This window comes from Burkholderia sp. ABCPW 11 (assembly GCF_001523445.1).
GTDB lineage: Bacteria > Pseudomonadota > Gammaproteobacteria > Burkholderiales > Burkholderiaceae > Burkholderia.
In genome coordinates this window covers 94324-112149 of the sequence record NZ_LOVM01000027.1, presented here as the reverse complement: position 1 = coordinate 112149, position 17826 = coordinate 94324, and the positions used below count along the sequence as shown (strand labels likewise).

Sequence of the window (17826 nt, the reverse complement as noted above, 5' to 3'; positions counted from 1 at the left end):
CCAGCAATATGACAGAACCGTGAAATTCATAAAAAGAATAAAAAATATGAAATCCAGATCCAAAGGTAATTTGGACAACCGTCGGGATGATCGGACGATCGCGAGGGCAGAACGGCGCGCGCCTCCAGCCTCGCAACGCCGGGCCGCGTAGCAGGAGCGGACCACTGATTCACGAAGATCGTCGCCGCCCATGCTGGTGAAAGCCCTCCGCCACATCGCCATTCCGGCCGCGGGAGCGTCGTGTTCCTCTGCGTAAATCGGAGGACCAGATAACGGTATGAGAATTTCTTGGTTCTTGGATGCGTACCGCATCCAGAAAATACACGCTCCCGACAACCGGGCGCGCGACGCGCCGCCCCGCTTCACCCAAACAACGTCCCTCTTTCCCATGTTCAGCAGATCGTTTCGCACTACGTCGGGCCATGCGCTGCTCGTCGCCGCCCTTCTTGCCGCTTTTTCCGGTGTTGCTCGCGCGGACAGCACGCTCGACCGCATCCATCAACGTCACAAGATCGCGATCGGCGTGATCCTGTCGGGGCCGCCGTTCGGCTCGCTCGATCCCGCGACGCAAAAGCCGGTCGGCTTCAACGTCGATCTGGCGAACGACGTCGCGAAACGGCTCGGCGTCGACGTCGAGCTGACACCGGTGCAGCCGTCGAACCGCGTGCAGTTCCTGCAGCAGGGCAAGGTCGACGCACTGATCGCCAACATGGAGCTGACGACGGAGCGCGCGGAAATACTGTCGTATGCGCCGACGCCGTTCGAGTTCATCGGCGGCGCACTGATCGCGCGCAAGGACAGCGGCATCAAGACCTGGGCCGACGTGCGCGGCAAGCCGGTCTGCGTGTCGCAGGGCAGCAACTACACGAAGCCGCTCGCGACGGAATACGGCGCGCAGGTGAAGGCGTTCCGCGGCCAGCCCGAATCGCTGCTCGCGCTTCGCGGCAACAACTGCGTGGCCGCCGTGCACGTCGCGCCGACGTTGCGCATGCTCGTCGCGCGCAATCCGGACTGGAAGGACTATGCGACGCCGCTGCCGACCGACCTGATTCCGTCGCCGGCGGTGATCTGGGTCCGCAAGGGCGAGACCGATACGCAGAGCGCGCTCGACCGGATCGTCCAGGACTGGCATCGCAGCGGCTGGCTGCTCGACGTCGAGCGCAGGAACGGCATGACGCCGTCGCAAGGCGTGCTCGACCTGCACGCGAAGCTCAAGGCACAGCGCACATGACGGCAGCCGCCGCCGTCGACGCGCTCCGCAAGCTCGGCCTCGATTACAGCTTCGTGCTGGCCCCGGACGAACGCGCGTCGTTCGTGCACGGGATGGGCGTGACGCTCGAACTGTCGATCGCGACCGCGCTCGGCAGCCTCGCCTGCGGTGTCGCGCTCGCCGCGTTGCTGGTGTCGCCCAGCGCGGCACTGGCGCGACCTGCGCGCGCATTCGTCGAAGTCACCCGCAACACACCGACGCTCGTCCAGTTGTTCTGCGCATTCCTCGTCTTCAACATGCTGATCAGCGCCGCACTGCGCGATCTGGGCGGCAATCCGCTGACGCCGTTCATCTGGAGCGTGATCGTGATCTCGCTGCACAAGGGCGCGTTCCATGCGGAAGCGCTGCGCGCCGGCCTCGAAGCGGTGCCGCGCGCCACGCTGGAAGCCGCACAGTCGCTCGGCTACAGCCGCCGCCAGCGGCTCTGGCACGTGCAGCTGCCGCTCGCGGTGCGCTTCGCGCTACCGGCGCTCGTCAACAACCTGGTCGACCTCGTGAAGATGACGACGGTCGCGTCGGCGATCGCGGTCGGCGACGTCACCTATGCGTCGATCATGATCTGGACGCAGCGCGACAACGTGCTCGAGCTGATGATCCTGATCCTGCTCTTCTTCGGCGCGCTCACGTTCACGGTCAACCTCGCGGGACGCTGGCTCGAACACCGCTTGAGGATACCCGGCTATGGCCATTGACTCGCTCGCTTCGCCCGCGCGCCTCGTGCGCTGGCCCGCGGTCGCGGCAACACTGGCCGCGCTGGCCGTCGTCGCGCTGGCCGTTGCCGGTCGCCGCCACCCGACGCTCGTCGCGCTCGTCACGTGGCTGCCCGCGCTCGGCAACGCGATGCTCGTCAACATCGGCATCAGCGCGCTGGCGATCGCGCTCGGCACGCTCGCCGGCCTCGTGCTCGGCCCGTTGACGCTGTCGCGGCTCGGCATCGCACGCGTTGCGGCGCGCGCCTACGTGCAGGTGTTCCGCAATGCACCGCTGCTCGTGCTGATCTATTTCTCGACCTATGTATTCCCGTTCGAAATCAGGTTCGGCCATGCGTCGCTGCCGTTTCCGGACTGGTTCAAGGTGACGCTCGGCCTCGCGCTGCCGGCGAGCGCGAACTTCGCGGAAATCTTCCGCGGCGCGATCCAGTCGATTCCGCATGCGCAGTGGGACGCCGCACGCTCGCTCGCGTTCAGCCGCGTGCAGGTGTTCCGCTGGATCATCCTGCCGCAATGCGTGCGCCGCATGCTGCCGCCGTGGATGAACCTGTACGCGAGCATCACGATGGCCACCGCGCTCGCGTCGCTCGTCGGCGTGCACGACCTGCTCGACACCGCGCAGGTCGCGAGCAATACCGTCGCGCGCGCCGACTTCACCGTCGTCGTCTATTTCACGGTACTCGGCCTGTTTTTCGCGTACTGCTACCCGATTGCCCGTTTCACCCGCCTTCTCGAACGACGTCATGCATTCCACTGAAACTCCGCGCGGCGCGGACGAGCCGCTCGTCCGCCTGCGCGACGTGCATCTGTCCTACGGCACGACGCCCGTGCTGCGCGGTATCGATCTCGACGTGCACCGCGGCCAGGCCGTGTCGATCATCGGTCCGTCCGGCTCCGGCAAATCGACGATCCTGCGTTGCATCACGGGGCTGTTGCGGCCGCAGCGCGGCCTGATCGACGTCGACGGCACGCGCGTCGACCGGCTCGCATCGGAGCGCGACGAAATCGCGCTGCGCAAGCGCGTCGGCTTCGTGTTCCAGCAGTACAACCTGTTTCCGCACCTGAGCGTGCTCGACAACCTCGTCGCCGCGCCGGTCAGGATTCTCGGCCGCGATCGCACCGAAGCCGTGCGCACCGCGCACGCGCTGCTCGAACGCGTGCGCCTCGGCGACAAGGCGCATGCGTACCCCGGCGAGCTGTCGGGCGGCCAGCAACAGCGCGTCGCGATCGCTCGCGCGCTCGCGATGCAGCCCGACCTGATCCTGTTCGACGAGGTGACGTCCGCGCTGGATCCGGAAACCGTCGGTGACGTGCTGGCGGTGATCCGGGATCTCGTGCGCGACGGCATGACCTGCGTGCTCGTCACGCACGAGATGCGGTTCGCCGAGGAAATCAGCGACGTCGTCTACTTCACCGAGGCGGGCGTGATCGTCGAGCACGGGCCGGCCACGCAACTGTTCCGGGCGCCGCAAAGCACGCGCACGCGGGCTTTCCTCGCGCATGCGCTCGGCCCGGCCGGCGGCCCGCACGCCAGCCGCGACAGCGCGCCGATCGCACTCGACCTGACGCGCTTCGCGGTCTGAGTCAACGCGCTGCGTAGCGGCTCGGCGGGCGCGCGAGCCCGAGATGGTCGCGCAGCGTCGTGCCCTCGTATTCGGTGCGGAACAAGCCGCGCCGTTGCAGCTCCGGCACGACATGCTCGACGAAATCGTCGAGTCCGCCCGGGAAGTAGGGCGGCATGATGTTGAAGCCGTCCGCGGCGCCACCCTCGAACCATTCCTCCAGCGCGTCCGCGACCTGCGTCGGCGTGCCCCACACGATCCGGTGCCCGCGCGCGCCGGCGACGAGATAGTAGAGTTCGCGCAGCGTGAGGTTCTCGCGGCGTGCGAGATCGGTCAGCAGCTTCGCGCGGCTCTTCAACTGATCGGATTCGGGCAGGTCGGGCAGCGGGCCGTCGAGCGGATACTTCGACACGTCGTGGCCGAGACGGTCGGACAGCAGCGTCAGCGCGCCCGACGTGTCCGTCCATTGCTGGAGCTGCGCATACTTGTCCTTGGCCTCCTGCTCGGTGCGGCCGATCACCGGAAATACGCCCGGCATCACGGCCAGTGCGTCCTCCGCGCGGCCGTATGCCGCGAGCCGCCCCTTCAGGTCGCGATAGAACGCCTGTGCTTCCTCGAGCGTCTGCTGCGCGGTGAACACCACTTCAGCGGTGCGCGCGGCAAGCGCCTGACCGGGGCCCGACGAGCCGGCCTGAATCACGACCGGATGGCCCTGCGGCGGGCGCGACGCGTTCAGCGGCCCCTTCACGTTGAAGAAGCGTCCTGCGTGATCGAGCACGTGCACCTTCGCCGGGTCGAAATATACGCCGCGCGCCTTGTCCCTGACGACCGCGTCGTCGTCCCAGCTGTCCCACAGCCCTTTCACGACGTCGACGAATTCGCCGGCCATCTCGTAGCGCTGCGCGTGATCGGGATGGTTGCCGCGCGTGAAGTTCGCGGCGGTGCGGTCGTACGAGGTCGTCACGACGTTCCATGCCGCGCGCCCGCCGCTCAGGTGGTCGAGCGATGCGAACACGCGTGCGATGTGGTACGGCTCGCTGTACGTCGTCGACGCGGTCGCCGCGAGGCCGATGTGCCGCGTATGCATCGCGAGCGCGGACAGCAGGCTCAGCGGCTCGAAGCGCATTGCCATCGACGGGTGCGCGTCCGGGCCGCTCGTCAGGCCGTCGGCGAGGAAGACCATGTCGAACTTCGCACGCTCGGCGGTCTGCACGACGCGGCGCAGCAGGTCGAAATTCTCGCTGCCGGATTCGGCGTCGGGGTGGCGCCAGCCGGCGACGTGGTGCCCGGCGCCCTGGAGGAACAGCCCCAGGCGCATCTGGCGGCGGGAAGGTGTGCTGCGATCGGTGCTCATGATTGAAGCGACGTAAAGGTGTGGAAAAGGCGTGCGAGATCGGCCGTGCTTCGCATCGTGTCGATCAGTTCCGGCACGAACGCGAGCGCGGGATCGTGGGCGGTTGCATCCGCGAACTTCGCGGCGAGATCGTTGGTGCCGGCGAGGCGTTCGGTGCGCTGCTGCAGCGTGTCGCCGCCGCGAAGCGCGATCTCGACGACCGAGAAGCGCGTCGCGGGATCGGTCGACGCGCGCGGCGCCGCGGCATCGTGGCGCCGCGACACGCGCGCGGCGAGCGCGATCAGGTCGTCGCGCACGGGCACGTCGGCGAACGTCGCGACACCGGGCGGCCCGTCCGTCAGCGCGGCGGCCACCGCGTATTCCACGCTGAAGCGTGCTTCGAGGCCGGTTGCCGGCAGCCGGTTCGACAGCGGCGTGTCGCCGCCTGGCGGGAAGGTGACCGCGATGCCATCGATGTCCGCCGGCGCGATGCGGTGGCGAGCGCGCAGATCGAGCGCGGCCTGTACCGCGTAATGGGTTGCCGTGCAGCACGGCCACGGCTTGAAGTACAGGCCGGGCGTCACGATCTGCCACGGCGCGCCCCAGTCGGCCAGCACGCGCGCCGGCTGCGCCGCGCCGCCGCCGAACACGGCGAAGAATCCTTCCGGGCCGTCGAGTGCGCCCGGTGCGCCGGCCAGTCCCGCCTCCGCGAGTTCGGCGGCGAACAGGCCCGCGCGCGCCGCCAGGCCCGCGTGCAACGGCTTGACCTCGCTGCCGAACTGCAGCCGCAGCCCGGCCGATTGCGTCGCGGCCATGCCGAGTGCGTTGTCGGTGGCCGCCGCATCGAGCCCGAGCAGACGTGCCGCGGCGGCGGCCGCGCCGAGCGTGCCGAGTGTCGCGGTGTTGTGGAAGCCGAGTTCGTAGTGGCGGCTGCCGAGCGCGAGACCGACCCGCGCCATCGTCTCGACGCCGACGACGTATGCGTCGAGCAGGTCCAGCGCGCTGCGTGCGCGCACCTGCGCGAGCGCGAGCAGCGCCGGCAGCAGCACGGTGCCCGGATGGCCGCGCACGCTGCTGTGCACGTCGTCGTAGTCGAGCGCGTGGCCCGCATAGCCGTTGAGCAGCGCCGCATCGTGCGGCGACGCCGGAGTCGCGCGACCGATGACCGCTGCCGCCCCGGCCGAATCGCGGCCGCACACCGCCAGCAGCTTGCGGTAACCGCTGTCGCGCGCGCCGGCGAACGCGGCGGCAAGGAAATCGAGCAGGCCGCGCCGCGCGGCTGCGATGGCGGATGGGTCACGCGCGGGCTCGGCGCACGCGATCGCGGCGGCCAGCCGGCGCGTGATGCCGTCGGGAATCGAGTGGGAAGACATGTCGGCAGTTGGGAAGTCGCGAAATGCCGCAATGGGCGGCGCAGCCGGATCCTTCCGGTTCCGGCTCCGATGGGAGCGTCGGATACTAGCGAAGCATTCGCACGGGCCCAACCAAGTATTCGAGCTTTCTATATCGCGTATTCAGCGCTGCCTGAGGGGAGCCAGATAACTTCGCTCCGTGCATGACGCCGTCGATGAACCGGGTGATTGCCGACCGGCAGCGTGCTGCTGCCATGATGCGTCAGGCCGGCATTCGACACGAGCCGTGCCGCCGACATGGCGGAACGACGAAATTCCACGGAAGAATCAATTGGAAAGCTGAATCGGGACGGGATTTCCCAGGCGTCTGAATGAACTGTCCAATCGCTTTACTGCGCGGCGCCATCGCCATGATCCACGACGGAAGGCGCGCCGCAGGCGACAAATCGCGCTTCGACACCGCTTCGCACGACCAGGTCGAAGCGCTCCGGCCGAATATGAAACAGCGTGGACTCGCACGTGCGGCCGTCAGCCAGACGAGACGTACGCCGCAACACCAGCAACGGCTCCTGCTTGCCGGTCTTTAGCAGGGCGGCGATATCGTCCGGCGCGGCCACGGCCGTCACCGACATGTCGGCGTCGGCAATGCGCCAGCCGAGCAACTGCTCCAGCAGTTCGTAAGTCGGCATGCTATCGGCCTGCGCATAAGCGACGTCACGTGCCTCAGGCAACAGACAGGTCTGCGCGAGCGCGATCGGCTCGTCGTCGACCCAGTGCAGGCGTTCGAGATAAATGCAGCGCGTGACGTCGGCCGCGAATACTTGCTGCAAGCCCGGCGGTACGTCACATGTTTCCATTCGCAGCAATTCCATTCGCGCGCGTGCGCCCTGCCCGGCGATCGAATCGTGGAGCCCGCGCAGCACGTCGAGCCGATGCCGCAGGCGCTGCTTCGCGGCGAACGTCCCCTTGCCCTGCTTGCGCTCGACGATGCGCGCATCGGCCAGGCGGTCGAGCGCGAGCCTGACGGTCACGCGGCTCACCTGAAAGCGCTCGCTCAACTGGGCCTCGGACGGCAGCTTGCCGGTCGGCTCGTACACGCCGCGTTCAATTTCGTCGCGCAGCGTCGTCGCGATCTGCTCGTAAAGCGACGTCGCGTCGTCACGCACCAGCGTCATCGAATGTTCCTCTCCGTGCTCGGCTCGCGCTATGCGCGATCCCCGATATCGATATGAAAAGCAATTGGATCGCTCAACTTGTATTAATACGTATTATGACATCTCGACACACGATCGGGGCTGCCGCTTCAGTTTCAAGGGGCCCGACGCACGGGGAGCATATCAGTGACTGACAACGCAATCGGCACGCCGCCGCTCGACGGCGCGCAGGCCAGCCGGCCGACGCGGGCCGAACCGACCACGGCGCCGCGCACCGATCCGCACGCGACGGGCCGCTCGCGCGGCGCACAGTGGCGTGCCGCAATCGGCTTCGCCGCCTCATGGCTGGCGTTCTTCGCGATCGCATGGTGGCTGCCTGCGCCTGCGCATCTGTCCGCCGAAGGCAAGGCGACGCTCGCCGTCGTCGCGTGGGTCGCGATCGTATGGATCACCGAGGCGATTCCCGTCGGCGTGAGCGGCATCCTGCTGCCGATGCTGCTTGTGCTGTCGCACGCGAGCCCGTCGTTTCCGAAGGCGGCCAGCGGCTTCGCCGCGCCGGTCGTGTTCCTGTGTCTCGCCGCGTTCCTGTTCTCGGCGATCATGCAGGCGAGCGGGCTCGATCGCCGCATCGCGCTGCTGCTGCTTGACCGGCTGAAGGTGCGCACGGCCAACGGCGTGATCTGGGCGATGTTCGCGGTGAACTGCGTGATGGCGCTCGTCGTGCCGGCCGCGAACGCACGCGCCGCGACGCTGCTGCCGGTCACGAACGGCATCGTCCGGCTGTTCGGCGAAACGCCGCGCGAGCGCGCCGCGCGCAAGGCGATCGTGATCCAGACGCTCGTGTACGGCGCGATGATCAGCGGCATGTGCATCCTGACCGCCCATCTGCCGAACATGGTCGTGTCGGGCCTGCTCGAGAAGCAGCTCGGCATCCGGATCTCGTACCTGACGTGGCTGAAGCTGCAGTGGCCGTACCTCGGGATGTTCGCGATCACGCAAGCGTGGGTGCAGTTCCATTTCCGCTCGCGCGCCATCGCGATTCCCGGCGGCCCCTGCGCGATCGCGGCGATGCGCGGCGCGCAGCCGCGCGCGGCACGCAACGACTGGACCGTACTCGCACTGTTCGCGGCCGTCGCCGTGTTGTGGGCCACCGAGCCGCTGCATCACCTGCCGTCGGAAATCGTCGCGCTGATCGCGCTGGCGCTGTTGTTCGCGCCCGGCGTGCTGCGCTTCGGCTGGGCCGAGGTCGAACAGCGCACGATCTGGGGCACGCTGTTCCTGCTCGCCGGCGCGTTGTCGCTGTCGTCGGCGATCAGTGCATCGGGGCTCGCGAACTGGGCCGCCGATCACGTCTATGTCGCCGCACGCGGACACGGCTGGTGGCTCGCGATCGCGATCGTGATGCTCGGCACGCACCTGATCCGCATCGGCATGCTGTCCAACGTCGCGGCCGTCACGATGATCGCGCCGATCGCGCTCGCACTCGCGCCGCGCCTCGGGCTGCATCCGGTCGCGTTCACGATGCTCGTCAGCGATACCGACAGCTTCGCGTATCTGCTGCCGACGCAAATCACCGCCGGCGTCATCGCGTACAGCAGCGGCGCGTTCTCGACGGCCGACTATGCGAAGGTCGGCGCGGTGTCGGTGCTGATCGCGATCGTCTACGGCCTCTGCGTGATCGCTCCGTGGTACGCGTACATGGGCATTCCCGTCTGGGACGCGAGCGCGCCCTGGCCGTTCGCGCACTGAAGCGCTCGGTCTCCCATCGACATCTCCTCGAATTCCCCATGAACGCATCCAACGACGCCATCGATACCGTCGACGCGCGCGCCGCCGCGCTGCGCGACCGCCTCGGCCCGCACGTCGCGCCCCAAGGCCTGTACGAGCGCCACAAGCGCCTGCCGTTCGCCGGACGCGTGCAATGCAACGTCACGCGCCTCGAAGCCGGCGAGTGGAGCGAGATCGTGCTCGACTACGAAGTCGGCTCGTCCGGCATCGCCGACGGCGGCTGGCTGAAGGCGACCTTCAAGTTCTATTCCGACTGGGCGCTGTTCCAGACGAGCGACCCGAGCGCCGCGAACTACATCAGCGCCGAGTACCACGCGGCGCCGCTCGTGCCGGGCCAGAGCCCGGCCACCGTGCAGGCGCTGAACGTGCGCTTCGACCAGAAGGGACATGAGCGGCCGTTCCAGAAGGCCGTGATCGTCGACATCGTCGACGGCTACGTGAATGCGGGCGACCGGATCGTGATCCGCCTCGGCGACCGCCGCCGCGGCCCCGGCACGCGCGTGCAGACCTTCGTCGAAGACAACTTCCGATTCCGGCTCTACGTCGATCCGCTCGGCACGTCGCGCTTCGTCGCCGTGCCCGGCGACGTGTCGATCGACATCCGTGCCGGTGCGCCGTCCGACGTGCTGCTGAACGGCCCGCGCTTCGTGCAGCCCGGCACGCACGCACCGTTCCGGCTGTCGCTGCAGGACCGCTGGGGCAACGCGTGCCGCGATGTCGGCGGTCATGCCCGGGTCGTCGCGTACGACGCCCGCGGCGAGATCGCTTACCGGCGCGAACACGCGCTGCCCGATACAGGCTTTGCGAGTTGCGCGGTGGACGACCTGCCGGTCGACGCGGGCACGCTGCGCATCGTCGCCGACGTACCGGCGCACCCGGACGTGCGTGCGGCCGAAGCGTGGTTGACGGTCGACGCGTCGCTGCCCGTGCCGCGCGCGCTGTATGCTGACCTTCATGTACACGCACATGACACGGTCGGCACCAACAGTCCCGAGTATAACGCGCGCTACGCACGCGACATCGGCGGCATCGACGTGCTCGGCTATACCGCGAACGACTTCCAGATCACCGACGAGAACTGGCGGCTCGGCGTCGACGCGGTCGAGCGCTTCAACGAACCGGGCCGGTTCGTCGTGTATCCGGTGCAGGAATGGTGCGGCAGCTCGACCGCAGGGGGCGACCACAACGTGGTGTTCCTCGGCGACGAGCAACCGGATTTCCCGTACAACAAGCGCGGCGAACATAACCGCACGCTGGTCTGGAACGAAGACATGAAGGGGCATGCGGTCGAACTCGGCCGCTGGCCCGTCGAGGAACTGTGGGATGCGTATGCGGACAATGCCGCGCAACATCTGGTCATGCCGCACGTGGGCGGTCGTCGTTACATCCCCGACTGGCATCATCCGGAGCTCGAGCGGCTCGTCGAGATCGCATCGTCGTGGGGCCATTTCGGCTGGCTGTACCAGGACGTGATCGCACGGGGTTATCAGCTCGGCGTCGCGGCCAGCGGTGACGAACATCGCGGCCGGCCCGGCGGCGGCGCACCAGGCGTGCAAGTCTTCGGCGTGCATGGCGGGTTGACGGGCGTGCTCGCGCCCGTACTCGACCGAAAGCACGTCGGCGAAGCGCTACGCGCGCGCCGCACGTGGGCGACTACTGGCGAGCACAGTACGCTGCTGGTGCGCTGCGGCGATCACTGGCAAGGCGCCGCGTTTGCGCACGAAGGGCCGGCGCGGATCGACTATCGGCTGCTCGGCCAGTCGGGCTGGGAATACGTGGCCGCGTATGATCACGACGGCTTGCTGTGGGAACGCAACCTGCACGCGGAACTCGGCTACGCGGAGCGGCTGGTCCGGGTCCGCTGGGGCGGTGCGCGCATCCGCGACCGTTATCGCTGGGCCGCGTGGCGCGGCCGGATCCGGATCGTCAACGGCACGATTCACCGTTTCGGGTCGAACGGGTTCGAGCATGTCGAGGAGTCGGCATGGCGCACCGGCGCGACCGACATCGAGTTTCGCAGCGACACCTACGGCGACGCTGACAGCATCGAACTCGACGTCGGCAATCTCGCCGCCGCGACAATCGTGGTCGAGGGCACGATCGACAGCTTCGCGAAGGTGGGCGACCCGCTGGAGCGCAATCCGTTCGTGCACGCCCCTGTGTTCCGCTTCGAAATCAGCGGCGCGGAGTTGCTCGCGCGTGAATCGGCGACACACGCACTCGGCGGCACGGAGCTATTCGTCGCGATCGAACGGCTGACGGACAAGCCGCTGCCAGTCGATCTCGCGGGCAGCATCGACGTGGCGCCCGACAACGCATCGTTCGGTTATCGCCCCGTCTATTTGTTCGGGCGGCAACGCAACGACAGCAAGGTATGGTCGTCGGCACAGTTCATCACGTACGAATAACACATTGCGCAGCAGACGCGGCCGCTGTGCAAATCCCGCGATCGCATTTTCGCGAGCACGCAACTGCCGACCCACGCAGACGCGACGGCTCGGCAGCTGGCACGACGACACCCATCGCCAAGTTCACCGCCAACGCCAGGCAACGTCATCCACGACAGGGATCCGTCCACTTGCGCACGATCTAACGCCCCTTCTTACGCGAACTCGTTGGCGCCGGCTGGTTTCGCCAGCCGGCGCCGCACACGCGGTTGTGCGTCAGATCTTCGCCGTCAACGTTATGCCGACCGTGCGCGGATCGCCATACAGCACCGGATACGCGCCAAACGACGGCAACAAATCTAGTTTCTTGTAGACCTTGTTCGTCAGGTTCGTCACGTAGCCGGTCACGATGTACTTCTGGTTCGGCGTCGTGTACGACACATGCGCGTTCAGCACCGTATAGCCGCCCTGCCAGAGCTGCGGCATCGTCTGCCGCGTCGCGCTGAAGTACTCGCGGCTGCGGTAGTTCACGTCGCCGCCCGCCGTCAGCGTGCCGAACGACACCGGCACGCGATAGTCGACGCCCGCGTTCAGCGTCGTGTGCGGCGAACGCGCGAACGAGTTGCCGACGGCCGTCGGCACGTTGCGGAATTCCGTGTAGCGCGTGTTCAGCATCCCGAGGTTCGCGAACAGGTACAGGCTGTTGACCGGCTGCGCCTTCAGCTCCAGTTCGAAACCGTCCGCGCGCCCCTGCCCGGCATTCGACAGCGTCGACACCGGCGGCCCGCCGAACGGGTTCGGCGCCAACGCGAACACCTGGATGTCGCGATAGTCGTAGTGGAACACGCTCGCGTTGACGATCAGCCGCTTGTCGAACCATTCGCTCTTGATACCGACTTCGTAATCGCTCAGGTACTCCGGCGACACGGTCGACACCGTGCTCTGCGTATACGCGTTGCCGTTGTAGCCGCCGGAGCGGAAGCCGCGCGCATAGCGGAAATACGCGCGCACATTGCTGCTGAGCGCATATTCGGGCGTGAGGTCCCAGGTCGGCGCGCGCCAGGTGTTGGTCTGGTGCTGTTGCGCGCTGACCGCGAGCGGCGACGATACCGACGCCGGCGACCACCAGCTGTTCGGATTGCTGAACGTCACGTTGCCCGTATCCTGCAGCCCGGTCAGGTTGATGGTCTTGCGCTCGATCGTGTAACGCAGCCCGCCCGTCACGTTGAAGCGGTCGGTGAACCGGTACTTGACGCTGCCGAAGATCGCCGCGCTCTGCGTATGCTGCGTGAGGTCGGTCAGATGGTAGTACGCGGGCGACGGCGAGCCCGGCAGCCCGCCGCCGGCGCCCTGCTCGGCCAGTTGCTCGGTGAACAGGTGCGTGCCGACGATCCAGCTCAGCCGGTCGTTCTGCGGCGATTCGAGCCGGAATTCCTGCGAAAACTGCCGGCTCGACAGGCGATCGTGCGAGCGCGCCGCATCGACGGGCGAATAGTCCTCGTCGTCCTGGTACCAGCGGTGCAACCCCTCGAACGCGGTGATCGACGTCAGCGATACGGCCGGGTTGATGCGCCAGTGCGCGGTCAGCGACGTACCCCACGTCGAGATGTGATCGCTCGACGGCGCGTTGAGCGACACCGTATACGGATCGCTCGACCCGACGAAGCCGAACTGGTTCGTGCCGCCGCGTCCCGCGCCTTCCGCGTGCCATGCGTTGCCGCCGCCCGTATAGTTGCGGCCGTGGATGTTGAACAGGAAATCGGTATCCGACGTCGGCACGGCGAGCACCTGGAAGCGCACCGCGTTGTCGTGGAAGCCGCCGAAGCGCCCTTGCTGCACCGTGTTCGTGTAGAAGCTGTCGGCATTCTCGTGATACACCGACACGCGCGCGGCCAGCACGTCGTTCTTGCCGATCGGCCCGCCGATCGCCGCTTCCGCGAGCCGGCTGTTGTACTGGCCGAGCCCGATTTTTCCGTAGCCGCTCACGTCGAACGTCGGTTTCTGCGACGTGATGCTGAGCGCGCCGCCGACCGTATTCTTGCCCCACAGCGTGCCTTGCGGCCCGCGCAGCACTTCGATGTGATCGAGGTCGAACAGCGGAAAGCCCTGCCCGAACACGCTGTTGATATAGACGTCGTCGAAGTACACGCCGATCGGGCTCAGCGACAGGTCCGACGGATCGTTGCTGCCCACGCCGCGCAGGAACCAGCGCGGCCGCTCACGGCCTTCGGTCGATTGCCCGGTGAAATTCGGCACGTACTTCGTCACGTCGTTGATCACACGCAGTTCGTTGTTCCTGATCGCATCGCCGCTCAGCGCAGTGACCGCGACCGGTACGTCCTGGATGCTTTCCTTGCGCCGGCGCGCCGTCACGGTCACCGTGCCGAGGTTCGTTTCGCGTGCGGCCGTGCCGCGGTTGGCACGCACCGCCTTCGGCCCGGCCGCGGCGGCATCGTTCGATGCCTGTTGCGCCGGCTGCGCGTCCGGCGCGCCCGCCGTCGCCGCGCCGTCCTCTGCCCACGCGGGCAACGATACGGCGCCGCCCGTCAACAGTCCCCCCAGCGCGGTGACGATTAGTTTTTTCCTGAACATCGATGAGTCATCCTGTTTTATCGGTTGAACGCACGTGCGTGCGCGACGCACGGGTTCTCTCATGCAATTCGGATGCCAGCGTCGACATGCCCGTCGCACGGGGCTTGCGGCGGGCATGCCGCGCCGGTGTTGCTGCATGCGCATCTGTGAACGACGTCGAACTGCTGGTCACGCAACACCGGCCGATGCCGAAATCGTCAGGACAGCTTTGCAGGCGCCGGCTGCGTCGCGTCGCGACGTCCATGCGCGAACCGCAGTGCAAGCGCGCCCAGCACGACGACGGGCAGCCAGCACAGAAACACCGCCCGCAGCCCGACGAGTGGCGCGAGCGCGCTGCCGATCAGCGGACCGCAGAACGCGCCGGTCATCGACGCGAGGTTGTAGAGGCTCGACACCTGGCTCTTGTCGGCCGGGTGACGGCCGAGATGCTGCATGTTCACGAGATGCAGCAGCGACGACCCGGCGCACAGCGCGGCGAGACCCGCGCCGACGGTCCATGCGTCGCGCCCGAGGCCGAGCGCGAGCAGCCCGGCCACGCCGCCCGCGACGCTCAGTGCATGGCAGCGGCGTTCCGTCATTCGCTGCGCGACGTGCCCGAGCCCGAACAGCGCGAGCACCGCGACGACGCCCTGCAACGTCAGCAGCGCGACGGCATGCGTCTGCGCGAGGCCGAGCGACTGGATCGCGAGCACGACCGTATAGGTGCCGACGAGTGCGCGCGTCGCGCTGTTCACCGCTTCCGCGACGAGTTGCTCGCGGATGTCGCGGCGCCACGCGAGCGCGAGCAACGTACGCAGGCTGCCGGTTCCGGTTCGATCACCACGCGGCGGCGGCGGTGCATCGCCGAGCAACGCGCGGCTGAACAACGCCATGCCGGCGAAACTCGCCGATGCCGCGCAGAACGTCGCGACCGCACCGTGCGTGCCGATCAGCCAGCTCGCCAGCCACGGCCCCGCCATCCCCGTTCCGACCGACATCGCCGCGCGATACCAGCCCGCGCGGGCCAGGCCGATCTGCGCGAGACGCGCGAGAAACACCCCGTTGATCGACACGATCCGGAACGGGATGCACAGCCCGATCAGCCCCTGCGTGAGTGCGATCAGCGGCCATGCGCCGGTGAACGGCACGACGAGATTGAGCAGCATCGGCCCCATGCTCGCGGCGAAGTACACGCGCCGTGCACCGTAGCGCGCGACCAGCAGCCCGGCCGGCAATGTCATCAGCGCGATGCCGAGCGGCTCCATCGCGGCGATGATGCCGAGCCGTGCGTCGTCGACGCCGAGCGCCAGCGCATACAGCGTCGTCGCGAGCTGCGCCATGCTGATCGTCGTGCCGCTCGCGAGCGCGAGCAGCATGAAGCCGCCGGTGAAGCGCTCGCGCCGCCATGCGTCGGCGACGCGTGCCGGCGTGCTCACCGCGACAGCGTCGCGATGCCGTCGAGCGCGCGCCGGTCGATCCATGCGCGCACGTCGAAGTCGGCGGGCAGGAACCGCCAGTCGACCAGGAAGCGCTTGAAATCGTCGAGCGCGGCGATCGACGCTTCGTCGAGATCCGTGCGCAGCCGCCGGTGGACGTCCGCGCCGTATGCGAGCCGCAGCCAGTCGTGGCCCGAGCCCGTCTCGCGGCCGAGATAGCCGACCACTTCGTGCTCGTGCTCGCGCGCCCACCCTTCGACGTCGGTCACGCGTGCGAGAAAGCGGCTGACGATATCGGGGTGGCGCTCCAGCGTCGACGCATTGACGGTCAGCGGGCGCGGCGAGCCGTTGTTGATGCGGATCTGCGGATCGGGATGAAAGCCGATGTCGATCACCGGCTGCGCGCCGATCAGGTGCGCGGTTTCGAGCCCGAGCGAACCTTTCACGTAGATCGCATCGACGTCGCCGCGCACCAGCGCGGCGGCCTCGGCCGCATAGAGCCGCCGGCTCGACAGGCTCGCCGGATGGCTGAATGCCGCGTCGCGGGTCGCGGGCGTCGACACCGGCGCGCGCAGGTTCGAGGCCGGTACGTCGACCCAGTCGACGTCGCCGGGGCCGAGCCCGTCGAGCGACAACGCGCTGACGAAACCGCGCAGCGCCGCCGCGCGGAAGATGTCGATCCGCTCGCCGTCGCGGCGCGGCAGGCCGATGCGGCGCCCGCGCAGATCCTTCGGTCGCGCGAGGCCGGCTTCCGGCAACGCGACGATCGCCTGCGCCTCGTCGACCCAGGTCAGCGCGACCATGCGCGTGTCGGCGCCGGACGCGCGTGCCCACAGCGCCGGAATGCTGCCGCCCTGGCGGAACGCGTTGTCGAGCGAATGGTCGACGTGCGCGTGATGCAGTGCCGCGTGCTGGCTTTCCTGCAGCGCGCGCACGGTGATGCCGTCGCCGGCGAATTCGTGATCCAGCCAGCCGAGATGGGCGGCGATGCCGAGCGGTGTCGGCACAGGACAGCGCGTGTACCAGATCGACTGGACGTTGTGTGAAGCCGTGGTGCTCATGAATGCGTTCGCAGAAAGGGGTCGTGAAGGGCGCATCAGCCGCGCGGCGCGGTGAGCACCGACAGTCGCGTGATGCCCGCGTGCTCGATCGCCGCCATCAGCTTCGCGACGGTGCCGTACGGCACATGCTCGTCGGCCTGCAGGTCGAGCGCGACGTCGGGCCGGCCGGCCTTCAGCGCGGCCAGATCGGCCGGCACCGTGTCGAGCGCGACCGCGCGCTTGTCGAGATACACGACGCCCTTGCCGTCGACGCTCACGGTGACGTTCGGCTTGCGGTCGGCCGGCGCGGTGGCGACGGTGTTCGGCAGATTCACGTGCACCGCGTTGTTCAGCAGCGGCGCGGTGACGATGAACGCGACCAGCAGCACGAGCATCACGTCGACGAGCGGCGTGATGTTGATTTCGCTGAGCACGTCGTCGTTGTCGGAGGAGGACGAGAAGGCCATTATGCGAACGCCTCCTGGCGGGTGTCGTCGGAACGGCGCGCCGGGGCGGCCGCGGGCGCGGCGGCCGGCACGCGGAAGCCGGCCTTCTGCGCGAGCGTGACGAAGTCGGTCGCGAACGCGTCGAGATCGGCCGACGCAGCCTTCACGCGGCGCACGAAGAAGTTGTACGCGAGCACGGCCGGCACCGCGACCGCGATGCCGATCCCGGTCGCGACGAGCGCTTCGCCGATCGGACCGGCCACGACGTCGATGCTCGCCGACGCACTGTGCGTGATCGCGGTCAGCGCATGGATGATGCCGAACACCGTACCGAACAGCCCGACGAACGGCGCGGTGCTGCCGATCGACGCGAGCACCGCGAGCCCCGCTTCCTCGCGCCGGCGCGCGTCGTGGATCTGCTGGCGCAGATGGCGTTCGAGCAGGTCGTGACGGCTCCAGCTGTGTTCGAGATCGTGCGCGCTGCTCTCGTCGGCGCGCCGCAGCGCGTCGAAGCCCGTCGCGGCGAGCTGGCCCACCGGGCTGTTCGCGCCGTCGAGCGCGGCCGCGTCGTGGAAGCTGTTCGCGGCCCAGAATGCGCTGACGTAGCGCCGGTTGCGCGCGCTCGAACGCAGGCTCTGGATCGCCTTCACGACGATCAGCGTCCATGTGACGACGGAGAAGACGACGAGCAGCCAGAGCGCGCCCTGGACGATGAAGGTGGTCGGAATACCGTTCATGATGTGAGTTCCTTGAAAAATGTGGCGGGCGGCCCGGCGG

The 17826-nt window shown here is 68.0% G+C and carries 14 protein-coding genes; 6 read left to right on the top strand and 8 right to left on the bottom strand.

The window, feature by feature from the left end; genetic code table 11:
* Positions 1 to 388: 388 nt before the first annotated feature.
* From WS61_RS10665 to WS61_RS10650, 4 genes are read left to right on the top strand one after another with little or no spacing between them, the layout of a single operon-like run.
* Positions 389 to 1231 (top strand): transporter substrate-binding domain-containing protein, encoded by an 843-nt coding sequence (locus WS61_RS10665; protein ID WP_006481078.1) that lies wholly within the window; start codon positions 389 to 391, stop codon positions 1229 to 1231.
* Positions 1228 to 1962 (top strand): amino acid ABC transporter permease, encoded by a 735-nt coding sequence (locus WS61_RS10660; RefSeq protein WP_059500450.1) that lies wholly within the window; start codon positions 1228 to 1230, stop codon positions 1960 to 1962. Before WS61_RS10665 ends, WS61_RS10660 begins: the two co-directional genes overlap by 4 nt.
* The gene (locus WS61_RS10655) at positions 1952 to 2737 is read left to right on the top strand and encodes an amino acid ABC transporter permease (protein ID WP_006481076.1); all 786 of its coding nucleotides are present in this window, start codon (positions 1952 to 1954) and stop codon (positions 2735 to 2737) included. Before WS61_RS10660 ends, WS61_RS10655 begins: the two co-directional genes overlap by 11 nt.
* Complete coding sequence (locus WS61_RS10650) at positions 2724 to 3563, top strand: amino acid ABC transporter ATP-binding protein (protein WP_059500449.1); 840 nt, start codon at positions 2724 to 2726, stop codon at positions 3561 to 3563. Before WS61_RS10655 ends, WS61_RS10650 begins: the two co-directional genes overlap by 14 nt.
* Position 3564: 1 nt before the next feature.
* Here WS61_RS10650 and WS61_RS10645 read toward each other — a convergent pair whose 3' ends face one another.
* The 3 genes from WS61_RS10645 to WS61_RS10635 form a co-directional block, all read right to left on the bottom strand.
* Positions 3565 to 4896, bottom strand: a complete 1332-nt coding sequence (locus tag WS61_RS10645; protein ID WP_059500448.1) for an LLM class flavin-dependent oxidoreductase — start codon at positions 4894 to 4896, stop codon at positions 3565 to 3567.
* Positions 4893 to 6248 (bottom strand): MmgE/PrpD family protein, encoded by a 1356-nt coding sequence (locus WS61_RS10640; protein ID WP_059500447.1) that lies wholly within the window; start codon positions 6246 to 6248, stop codon positions 4893 to 4895. The genes WS61_RS10645 and WS61_RS10640 overlap by 4 nt, the downstream gene beginning before the upstream one ends.
* Positions 6249 to 6616: 368 nt before the next feature.
* Positions 6617 to 7402, bottom strand: coding sequence for a GntR family transcriptional regulator (locus tag WS61_RS10635; protein ID WP_059500446.1), 786 nt, complete (start codon positions 7400 to 7402; stop codon positions 6617 to 6619).
* A 165-nt stretch (positions 7403 to 7567) separates the two neighbouring features.
* On the opposite strand from WS61_RS10635, the gene WS61_RS10630 reads away from it, so the two are divergent.
* Together WS61_RS10630 and WS61_RS10625 are read left to right on the top strand one after the other, a co-directional pair.
* Positions 7568 to 9130, top strand: coding sequence for an anion permease (locus tag WS61_RS10630; RefSeq protein WP_257127240.1), 1563 nt, complete (start codon positions 7568 to 7570; stop codon positions 9128 to 9130).
* 38 nt (positions 9131 to 9168) lie between these two features.
* Positions 9169 to 11577: a hypothetical protein gene (locus WS61_RS10625; RefSeq protein WP_059500445.1), complete on the top strand. Its 2409-nt coding sequence runs from the start codon at positions 9169 to 9171 to the stop codon at positions 11575 to 11577.
* Between the two features lie 255 nt (positions 11578 to 11832).
* Here the strand turns inward: WS61_RS10625 and WS61_RS10620 are convergent, their stop codons facing one another.
* The 5 genes from WS61_RS10620 to WS61_RS10600 all read right to left on the bottom strand — a co-directional run bounded on the left by WS61_RS10620 (position 11833) and on the right by WS61_RS10600 (position 17786).
* Entirely contained in the window at positions 11833 to 14148 is a 2316-nt protein-coding gene (locus WS61_RS10620; RefSeq protein WP_059500444.1) for a TonB-dependent receptor, read from the bottom strand.
* Positions 14149 to 14345: 197 nt separating this feature from the next.
* Positions 14346 to 15563 (bottom strand): MFS transporter, encoded by a 1218-nt coding sequence (locus WS61_RS10615; protein ID WP_034202781.1) that lies wholly within the window; start codon positions 15561 to 15563, stop codon positions 14346 to 14348.
* Entirely contained in the window at positions 15560 to 16624 is a 1065-nt protein-coding gene (locus WS61_RS10610; protein WP_059500443.1) for an ABC transporter substrate-binding protein, read from the bottom strand. The genes WS61_RS10615 and WS61_RS10610 overlap by 4 nt, the downstream gene beginning before the upstream one ends.
* A 35-nt stretch (positions 16625 to 16659) precedes the next feature.
* Positions 16660 to 17070 (bottom strand): biopolymer transporter ExbD, encoded by a 411-nt coding sequence (locus tag WS61_RS10605; RefSeq protein WP_059500442.1) that lies wholly within the window; start codon positions 17068 to 17070, stop codon positions 16660 to 16662.
* Positions 17070 to 17786 (bottom strand): MotA/TolQ/ExbB proton channel family protein, encoded by a 717-nt coding sequence (locus WS61_RS10600; RefSeq protein WP_059500441.1) that lies wholly within the window; start codon positions 17784 to 17786, stop codon positions 17070 to 17072. The genes WS61_RS10605 and WS61_RS10600 overlap by 1 nt, the downstream gene beginning before the upstream one ends.
* Between the last annotated feature and the right edge of the window lie 40 nt (positions 17787 to 17826).

What these genes read in the sequence shown, in the direction of transcription:
- WS61_RS10665 (WP_006481078.1), top strand. Translation starts at nt 389, where the DNA reads ATGTTCAGCAGATCGTTTCGCACTACGTCGGGCCATGCGCTGCTCGTC.
- WS61_RS10660 (WP_059500450.1), top strand. Translation starts at nt 1,228, where the DNA reads ATGACGGCAGCCGCCGCCGTCGACGCGCTCCGCAAGCTCGGCCTCGAT.
- WS61_RS10655 (WP_006481076.1), top strand. Translation starts at nt 1,952, where the DNA reads ATGGCCATTGACTCGCTCGCTTCGCCCGCGCGCCTCGTGCGCTGGCCC.
- WS61_RS10650 (WP_059500449.1), top strand. Translation starts at nt 2,724, where the DNA reads ATGCATTCCACTGAAACTCCGCGCGGCGCGGACGAGCCGCTCGTCCGC.
- WS61_RS10645 (WP_059500448.1), bottom strand. Translation starts at nt 4,896, where the DNA reads ATGAGCACCGATCGCAGCACACCTTCCCGCCGCCAGATGCGCCTGGGG.
- WS61_RS10640 (WP_059500447.1), bottom strand. Translation starts at nt 6,248, where the DNA reads ATGTCTTCCCACTCGATTCCCGACGGCATCACGCGCCGGCTGGCCGCC.
- WS61_RS10635 (WP_059500446.1), bottom strand. Translation starts at nt 7,402, where the DNA reads ATGACGCTGGTGCGTGACGACGCGACGTCGCTTTACGAGCAGATCGCG.
- WS61_RS10625 (WP_059500445.1), top strand. Translation starts at nt 9,169, where the DNA reads ATGAACGCATCCAACGACGCCATCGATACCGTCGACGCGCGCGCCGCC.
- WS61_RS10620 (WP_059500444.1), bottom strand. Translation starts at nt 14,148, where the DNA reads ATGTTCAGGAAAAAACTAATCGTCACCGCGCTGGGGGGACTGTTGACG.
- WS61_RS10610 (WP_059500443.1), bottom strand. Translation starts at nt 16,624, where the DNA reads ATGAGCACCACGGCTTCACACAACGTCCAGTCGATCTGGTACACGCGC.
- WS61_RS10605 (WP_059500442.1), bottom strand. Translation starts at nt 17,070, where the DNA reads ATGGCCTTCTCGTCCTCCTCCGACAACGACGACGTGCTCAGCGAAATC.
- WS61_RS10600 (WP_059500441.1), bottom strand. Translation starts at nt 17,786, where the DNA reads ATGAACGGTATTCCGACCACCTTCATCGTCCAGGGCGCGCTCTGGCTG.